This window comes from Sphaerochaeta sp. UBA5836 (assembly GCF_002432845.1).
GTDB lineage: Bacteria > Spirochaetota > Spirochaetia > Sphaerochaetales > Sphaerochaetaceae > Sphaerochaeta.
In genome coordinates this window covers 1-8,240 of the sequence record NZ_DJGW01000032.1, presented here as the reverse complement: position 1 = coordinate 8,240, position 8,240 = coordinate 1, and the positions used below count along the sequence as shown (strand labels likewise).

4 protein-coding genes and 1 pseudogene are annotated in these 8,240 nt (G+C 53.8%); 1 reads left to right on the top strand and 4 read right to left on the bottom strand.

Annotation, left to right across the window (positions count from 1 at the left end; genetic code table 11):
* Positions 1–3,457 (top strand): SNF2-related protein (locus B3F49_RS02655; RefSeq protein WP_293908856.1); only part of this gene is annotated, 3,457 nt, incomplete at its 5' end.
* A 45-nt stretch (positions 3,458–3,502) separates the two neighbouring features.
* Here B3F49_RS02655 and B3F49_RS02650 read toward each other — a convergent pair.
* The 4 genes and pseudogenes from B3F49_RS02650 to B3F49_RS02635 form a co-directional block, all read right to left on the bottom strand.
* Positions 3,503–4,930, bottom strand: coding sequence for a rhamnulokinase (locus B3F49_RS02650; protein WP_293908854.1), 1,428 nt, complete (start codon positions 4,928–4,930; stop codon positions 3,503–3,505).
* 2 nt (positions 4,931–4,932) lie between these two features.
* A complete protein-coding gene (locus B3F49_RS02645; RefSeq protein ID WP_293908852.1) occupies positions 4,933–6,207 on the bottom strand; it encodes a zinc-binding dehydrogenase in 1,275 nt (424 codons plus the stop codon).
* A 9-nt stretch (positions 6,208–6,216) separates the two neighbouring features.
* Positions 6,217–7,377: an SDR family NAD(P)-dependent oxidoreductase gene (locus B3F49_RS02640; protein ID WP_293891797.1), complete on the bottom strand. Its 1,161-nt coding sequence runs from the start codon at positions 7,375–7,377 to the stop codon at positions 6,217–6,219.
* Positions 7,374–8,240 (bottom strand): annotated as a pseudogene (locus B3F49_RS02635) (PHP domain-containing protein); the annotation flags it as partial. The gene B3F49_RS02640 and the pseudogene B3F49_RS02635, both read right to left, overlap by 4 nt.

Below are 8,240 nucleotides of genomic sequence, written 5' to 3'. Positions count from 1 at the left end.
TATGGCTTATTCAACATTTGGAAATACATGGTGGGGCGAACGGTGGCTGGACGCCTTGCATCATATAGACTACTCAAACCGGCTCGCCAGAGGCATGCGGTACGCCCGCAACGGCTCGGTAAAAAAAATCATCATCGAAGAGCCTTTGGTTTCTGCTTCAGTGCAGGGCAGCCGAAACACCCCTTACAAAGTTGTGCTTAAGGCAAATCAATTCGGCACCTTTGAGAAGACAAAACTCATAGCATTGATACGAAGCAACCCCTATTATCTCAGCCAGTTGCATGCAGGCTTTCTCCCCAAGCAACTGCTTCAAGTCTGCAATAACGAAAAAATTCAACTATTCCCCTCTTCATGGAAAGACTTGTCCATGCAGTGCAGCTGCCCCGATTGGGCCGTACCCTGCAAGCATCTGGCAGCAGTAATCTACCTCCTGGCCAATGAAATCGACAAAGACCCATTCCTCATATTCCGCCTGCACGGTCTGGATCTTAAAAAGGAACTGCTTGACAAGAAGCAGACGTTCGTTGAATCCATCCCGAGTTTTCAATCCTTGACTGAACCAAAAGATGAAAGGCCGGCCACCGATATGCTGCAACTTGATTTTCATCAGGTGCCTGATATGCTGCAGACATTCGAGCAAGCACTGCCACCCAATCCCCTGTTCTGCCCCGACCGCGATTTCCGCCATGATTTTTTGAGTTTCATCAAAGCTATTGCAAAAGCTGCAACAACCTTCGTTACAAATCTCACCTTCCCCGAACAACCTCCCCAGTATCTCTATTCACATTGCACGATCACCTACAAGCAGCATCAGTACAGCGGATGCCTTTCGGAAGGCCGGAACAAACTATGTTTCAGTATCGAAGATATGGATGGCCTGCTTACGTATCTGCAATCACTGCCCTTGAGCACGGTGGAGCAATTCCCCCCGGCGTTGCAGGTGCTGTTGCTTACCCACAACTTCACCCTTGCCCTCTTGGAGAAACGAGCCCTCGTTCCCCAGATTTTATCCATCAAAGCCGACACGTATTGCATCCGATGGATACCAACGATTTTCAATCCTGAGATTCGCTCGATTACTGACAGCATAGCGAAAGTGCTGGGTGGGGAGCCCATGATTTTCCTAGGAAAAACCGCACTTGCAAGAACAGAACAGATACTGCAGTTGGTCTCGCTCTTTGCAACAACCTACATGCGATTGTTGCTGCCGGAAGCAGACACATCCTATAGCGCAGAACATGCAAGCTTTTTTTCCAACACACCCTACCAACCCATGAAATTTTCCCAACGTGGCAACCCTTCAGCCATCAGCAATTGGTTGGGGAGACTGTTCCTTGCATCGGGCTCATACCATCCGGTGATATGCCTTACCGAGCAGAATCATGAGCAGTATTTGTGCGAGATACAAGTACAGCATGAGAGAGCCCTTCCCGTGTCGTTAAGCTCTTTCCTGGCTTCTTCGGAGGAGCCTTCAGCGCTTCTCAGAGATATAAGTCTGCTTGGAACGTACCTACCGGCAGTAGATGAAGCACTCCAAGGTTCCGGTTCCACTCTCGTGCAGGGAGATTCCTTTCTCCAAACCTGGTTTTCCGTTCTCCCGGTCCTTAAAACCTTGGGAGTGATACTCGTCATCCCCAAGACATTGAAAAAAGTACTCACTCCCACTCTTTCGATTCGTATAAGCAGTTCATCGATTGAACAAGTGAAGAGTCTGCTCTCCCTAAAACAATTGCTCAATCTCTCTTGGACGGTTTGTGCCGGCGAGGAGATCTGTGACACAGAAACCCTCAAGCAGATGATGGAAGCAGGACGAAGATATGTCCGCTTCAGGGACCAATATATCCAACTTGATGAAAAGGAGATGAACAGGATCAGCAAGTCCATGGCAAAACAGCCGAACCTCTCGGCCATCGACCTGCTCAAGGCCCACCTGGCGGGAGAATATGCAGGGCAGCCTGTCATCACCGATGAGTCTGTCCGCACCATGTTCGCATCGTTGCTCCAAGTCGAGCATGCAACAGTCCCGCAAGGCCTCAATGCTGAGCTCAGACCCTATCAGATGAGGGGGTATCAGTGGTTGGTGCACAACCATCGTCTCGGATTGGGATCCATCCTGGCTGATGATATGGGTCTTGGGAAAACAATTCAGGTGATAAGTCTCCTTGTCTACTTGGCACAAGCGGGTATCATCACTGTGAAAAAACCGGCCCTAATCATCGTCCCCGCATCGCTCATCTCCAACTGGTTGCATGAAATCTCTCACTTTGCCCCCATTCTGACATCGTATGTCCATCATGGGGAGGGCCGCAGCGAGCCGGGACAGGCACTCATCCACATCACTACGTATGCAACACTGCGCAGGGATGTAGAAACCTTCTCCAAACGCAGGTTTTCAGTCCTGGTTCTGGATGAGGCTCAGAATATCAAAAACCGCCAGACAAGCCAAACCCAAGCTGTCAGCGCAATCAATAGCGACTGGTCCCTGGCGCTTACGGGCACGCCGGTAGAAAACCGTCTGGATGATTTCTACAGCATTCTTGATGTGGTTATGAAGGGCTACCTCGGCAGCCAATCAAGCTTCAGACAGCAGTTTTCCATCCCGATTGAACGATACCATGACACCACCGCACTACAGACCTTCAGAGCCATCACATCCCCCTTGATGCTTAGACGGATGAAAACCGACAAATCGATCATCAACGACCTGCCGGAAAAACTCGTAACCGACTGTTATGCAAACTTGACACTCGAGCAGAAAATCCTGTACCAACAAATTGTAGAACAGACCCAGCAGCGGCTTGAACAGAAGGACGGCATAGCCCAAAAGGGAGCGATATTCGCTCTGTTAACCGCACTGAAGCAGGTCTGCTGCCATCCAGCCCTGTATATTGAAGAAAGCAGCCATGAAAGCGAAGCTTCAGGCAAGACACAAATCCTGCTAGGTCTGCTCCGGTCCATTCTCTGTCGCTCGGAGAAGGTATTGATTTTCACCCAATATGCCCGGATGGGCTTTCTGCTTCAGGAAATCCTGAAGACCGAATTGAACATCGAAAGCCCTTTCCTCCACGGAGGATCCTCTCTCGCACAACGTAAAGCAATGGTGGATTCATTCCAAAACGACCCGAATACCGTTCTGATGATCCTTTCCATCCGTGCCGGTGGCACCGGGCTCAACCTGACGGCAGCAAGCCATGTAATTCATTACGACTTGTGGTGGAATCCTGCAGTGGAGAACCAAGCAACCGACCGTGCATTCCGTATTGGACAGGACAAGCAGGTGACCGTCCACCGTTTGATCACCGAAGGTACCTTTGAGGAGAAAATCAATGAGATGCTTCAGGATAAGGCAGCCTTGGTGGAAGATGTGGTGGCAAAGGGAGAGACATGGGTGACCGAACTATCGCCATCTGAATTGAAGTCGCTTATCACATTGCGCGAAGACCACGTACAGATATAAGCCGGCTCCCCTGAAGAAGCCGGCATACACGTACAAAAAGAGGACTCAGGGAAGGAAGACCTTCACCTTCTGCTCCGACCGAATCCTGTCACGACCTTCCTGCAAGTCGGACAGTTCTCCGGTAGCCCATGCCTGGACAACCAAGTTGCCCAAGGCGGTGGCTTCCACCGGCCCGGCGTACACCGTAAGGCCGGTCAACGTAGCGGTCCACTGGTCGAGAATCTCGTTCTTGCACCCTCCCCCGATGATGTACAAGGAGGTGAACTTGGTCTTGATGACCTCCTCCAAATCCTTGATCGCCTTCTGGTAGGCACGGGCAAGACCGCGGTAGATCGCCACCATGTACTCGCCTTTTGAGGAGGGACGGGCCAGGTTGTGTTCATCACACCAACCATTGATCCGTTCGATCATCAGGTTGTCGTAGGTGTTCGGCTTGAGAAAGCGCCCGTCCGCCGGGTCGATATACCCCTGGTAGCCCTGGCAGAGCAACGTCTGCTCATCAAGGTCCTTCCAGCTGATCGGCTTTCCTTCCTCACGCTCCCAGTGCCTGACACACTCCTGCTGAATCCACATACCCATGATGTTCTTCAAAAACCGAACATTCCCGCTGGCTGCAATCTCATTGGTGAAGCCGCTTTCCAAGGCGGTTCGGTCGGTACGCGGGGCGGCAAGCTCCACTCCCAGAAGCGACCACGTCCCGCTGGAGATGTAAAGCGGTGTCTCGCCCTTGGCAGCCGGAACCGCAGCCACCGCACTTGCCGTGTCGTGGGCGGCGCTGGCGATGACCACCACGCCCTTGGAGGCACCGACTTCGTGAGCTACATCCTCGGTCAAGGGACCGAGAATGGTGCCGCTGTCCACTATCCGGCCAAACAGCGATCGGTCGAACTGCATGTCATCGATGATGTCCCAGGCCCAATCGCCGGTCCTCGGATCATAGAGCTGGGTCGTCGAAGCATGGGTCCGTTCGTTCTTCATGACAGAGCATAACCAATACGCCAGCAGGTCGGGCACCGACAGATAGTGGCGGGCGGCTTTCAGTGCATCAGGCCTGTCCTGCTGCATGGCGGCAAGCTGATACAAGGTGTTGAACGGCTGGAAGGCGATGCCTGTCCGTTCGTAGATGCGCATCCTGCCGCCGAGGCGGGAGGAAACCTTCTCGATCATGCCGTCGGTGCGGCTGTCACGATAGTGATAGCACAACGAAACCAGACCACCGGTCTCATCGGTGAGGACATAGTCGACGCCCCAGGTGTCGATGCCTATGGAGGTGATCTGGTTCGGGTACTGTGCGAAGGCTTTCTTCAACCCCGTCTTGATCTCACTGAACAGACTTTGGAGGTTCCAATAGAACGATCCAAGAATCTGGTCATTGTGGGTCACAAACCGGTGTACCACCTCAAACTCTATCAGGTCCCCAACCAGAACCCGACCGTTTGAAGCTCCCAAGTCGATGGCAATATGCTTGTTCATCCTCACTCCTTGATGCGTTTGGTGTAATGCTCAAGCAGATAGGCCTCGGCCTCAGCCGACCACAGCCCGTTGTGCTTATCGACCAACTTGGCAAGTTCGGCGAAGACCGGGTTGGTCCTGCCAAGCTCGGCAAGTTCTGAGAGCGCCACCAAGGGGAAGTCCAGATGGGTGTACATCATTTTCTTGCCGCCGGGGATGTTGGGCAGGTTGATCACCGCCTCGGGTACTGCAGAAAGGCCTCCGATATGGGTGACCATGGCCGAGGGATTGATCAAGCCCTTCTCCATCAGCATCAACGATTCGCGCATATCATCGGTATTGCCGCCGCTGGTTCCCACGATGTGGGTGGAGGCATAGTGGACATTGTAAAAATTCAGGCTGGCTGTGAAATCGGTCTTGTTCGGACCTGCAAAGAAGTTCAGGCATCCATCCTTGCCAAGGATGGCGTCAGCCTGCTCGACCAAGGCCCTTACCGGTGCCATCACCAACACATCGTCATAGCCCTTTTTATCGGTAAGCTCCATCAACTTGGCAACCGGATCGCTGTATTCCTTGGTATTGAGATAGATCAGCTCAACTCCATTGGCCTTGGCATCCTCGACGCTGTACAGGCTTGCCGCCCGCTTGAGCCTGGCATCATCGATATCGGTGACCACCAGACGTCCGGGCTTGCGGTATGTGTTGTGCAGGGCATAGTCGATGGCCGAAAGTCCCATAGGACCAACACCGGCCAGTATGGCAAGGTTGCCGCCTTCCACGATCCCCATCTGGTGGACATAGCTGCCGCCGGTGGTGTGATACATTGCATGGAAGGTGCCCACGACACAACTGACCGGCTCGGCAAGGCTTCCCAAAAAGAAGGCATCCCCGTCATAGGGAAGCAGGCAGTCGAGCTCCATCACCTGATGAGGGATGATCACATAGGTTGCATCACCTCCGATGTAGCGGAAGGAGTAGCCCGGGGCATCGAGGGTCCCCTTGTAATTGAGAGCCGGTTGGATGGAGAATCGGGAGCCAACCTTGAACTTGGCTTGCCACTTTTTTCCTACTTCTACGATCTCGCCGCAGAACTCATGGCCGAGCATGATTGGATTCTTATCAATATCCTTGGGAATTCTCTTATGGTTGGGTCCCTGCTCGGCGGCCTTGTGGTCGCTCATGCAGATACTGTTCGTAATGACTTTTGCAAGTATCTCATCCTCTGCAATCGGAGGAAGTTCGAACTCTTCGAGCCTGAGATCATTGACTCCATAGAGTCGGATGGCACGTGTTTTCATGTCTGTCTCCTAATTCAGCATGACCTGGCCGCCGGTCACCGGGACCGCCTGGCCTGTCTCGTAGGTCTGTTCGACTATGTAGAGGATCGCCTTCATGACATCGTCGGTCCTGCAACCGCGATTCATCGGGACCTTCGATTCATAGAACCGTCTTACATCCATAACCGTCTTGGCCCCGGGGACCTTGCCGGCATTGAGGTATTGTACAAACAAGCCCTTCTCGGGGTCCGACCAAAGCGGACCGTCAAGGAAATTGCCCGGGCATACGGCATTCACCTTGATGTTGTCCTCGACCAATTCCAGGGCAAAGCTCTGTGTCAGGCCGATGGTGCCGAATTTCGCCCCTGCATACGCTCCGTTCTTGTTCGACCCTTGGAGGCCCGATTTGCTGGAGATGGCGATGATATCGGTGTAGTAGGCTTTGGAAGGAAGGTTCTGCAGAGCCATCTGCTGTGAAGCAAACTTGGTGCAAATGAAAAAGCCTGTATAATCTACGTTGGTGACGAACTGAAAGTCCTTCAGCGGCATCGACTTGACCGATCCTGCCCGAAGCACCCCGGCATTGGAGATGAACAGGTCCAGTCCTCCGGTCTGCCTGGCTACCTCGTCCATCATCTGTGCAACCGATGCCTCATCGGTCACATTCACCGTAATCGGCTTGGCTACGGTGATGCAGGCTTCATAGTTGAGCTCATCGGCGAGCTTCTTCGCCCCTTCTCCGTTCATGTCGGCGATATATACAAAGGCTCCCATCTCTACGAGTGAGCGCACCATGCCCTCGCCGAATCCTTGGGCACCACCGGTCACCAGGGCGATCTTGTCCCGCACCACATCAGCGCGGCTTTGGGAAGGTGCAAGGGTGGGAAGGGCGCTCACGCCCTCTGCACGGGCGGCTTCGTCATAGTTGGTGCCCAGTCCGTATTGCAGATCCAGGCCCTCGATGGCGACAACCGCGGGATAGAGTCGGCGTTCTTCTGTATAGGCTGAAAGCAAGCGCTTCCAAAGAGAAGCAGTCTCTTCAACCGAAGAGCCTTCCTTCAGCGAAGGAAGAAGCAACGAAGGCTGCCTGCCGGTTGTTTGGTGCACAAACAGGCCTTTCTGACCATCAAAGGTCAATCCCCTGAGCAGTGGTGCAATTTCATTGGCCGGATTGGATGTAAACGTCGTCATGCCTTCTCCTGGAATTTCTCGATGATCGAGTAGGGGTTGGAACAATCCATCGACCGTCCCAACCGGGCGTAGTGCTCAAGCCTGGTTTGCAGGCTTTTCCCGGCAAGGGGGTTGTCCGGATGAAACAACCCCAGCTTTGCATCGACGCTGCAAAGTTTCTCATGGGCGACCAGAGCCCAGGCAGAGTCGATCAGGTGGCGTGCATTGGGCTCAAGCAGCTCGGGGCAATTCATGCTCTGCCGGCTGGAGTTGATGTCCACACCGCTGATCTCCATCAAGCCCCGCTCTTTGGCAAGGGCCTGCAGGCGCAGCATCTGCTCCGTCGTATTGCGCGGCGGCATATAGGTGACGGCAGGAAAGCCGATATCCACCAGCAAATCCATCAGCTCGACAAGAAAGGAGTCCTCAAACTGCTCGGCCTTCTTGTCGCCGGTCACGCTCTCGGCGATATCCCCAAGGTAAGCATAGGCGGCAATGGCTCCGATGCTGTTGGAAAAATCGACCACCTTGCGTACATCCATGCACTCATCTCTGCCCGGTTGGATGAAGAAACGGGGAAGGAAGTTGCTCTTGTAGATTCCGAGCAGATCGTACGCATAGTGGGGATTGCCCTCATCGAGCAGCAGCGACTGCAGCTTGGAAGGAAGACCGAGGCCAAGCGAGGAAGTCAGAAACCGGACCAGCTTCTCCCCTTTGCCGAACATCTGTATGCTCTGGACGGCCATGGCATACAGAATGTGCCGCTCGGTTACCGATCCTCCCTCGCTGTAACGGGAGAGAGGCAGTACATCGCGCTCGAAGTCCAGGTCGAAGCCGTAGCGGCCCACCAGGGCCTGGAGCGCCTCAACCTGTGCCTTGTTGCG

Excerpts from the sequence above, each read along its gene's own strand:
- B3F49_RS02640 (WP_293891797.1), bottom strand. The coding sequence starts at position 7,377 with ATGACGACGTTTACATCCAATCCGGCCAATGAAATTGCACCACTGCTC.
- B3F49_RS02645 (WP_293908852.1), bottom strand. The coding sequence starts at position 6,207 with ATGAAAACACGTGCCATCCGACTCTATGGAGTCAATGATCTCAGGCTC.
- B3F49_RS02650 (WP_293908854.1), bottom strand. The coding sequence starts at position 4,930 with ATGAACAAGCATATTGCCATCGACTTGGGAGCTTCAAACGGTCGGGTT.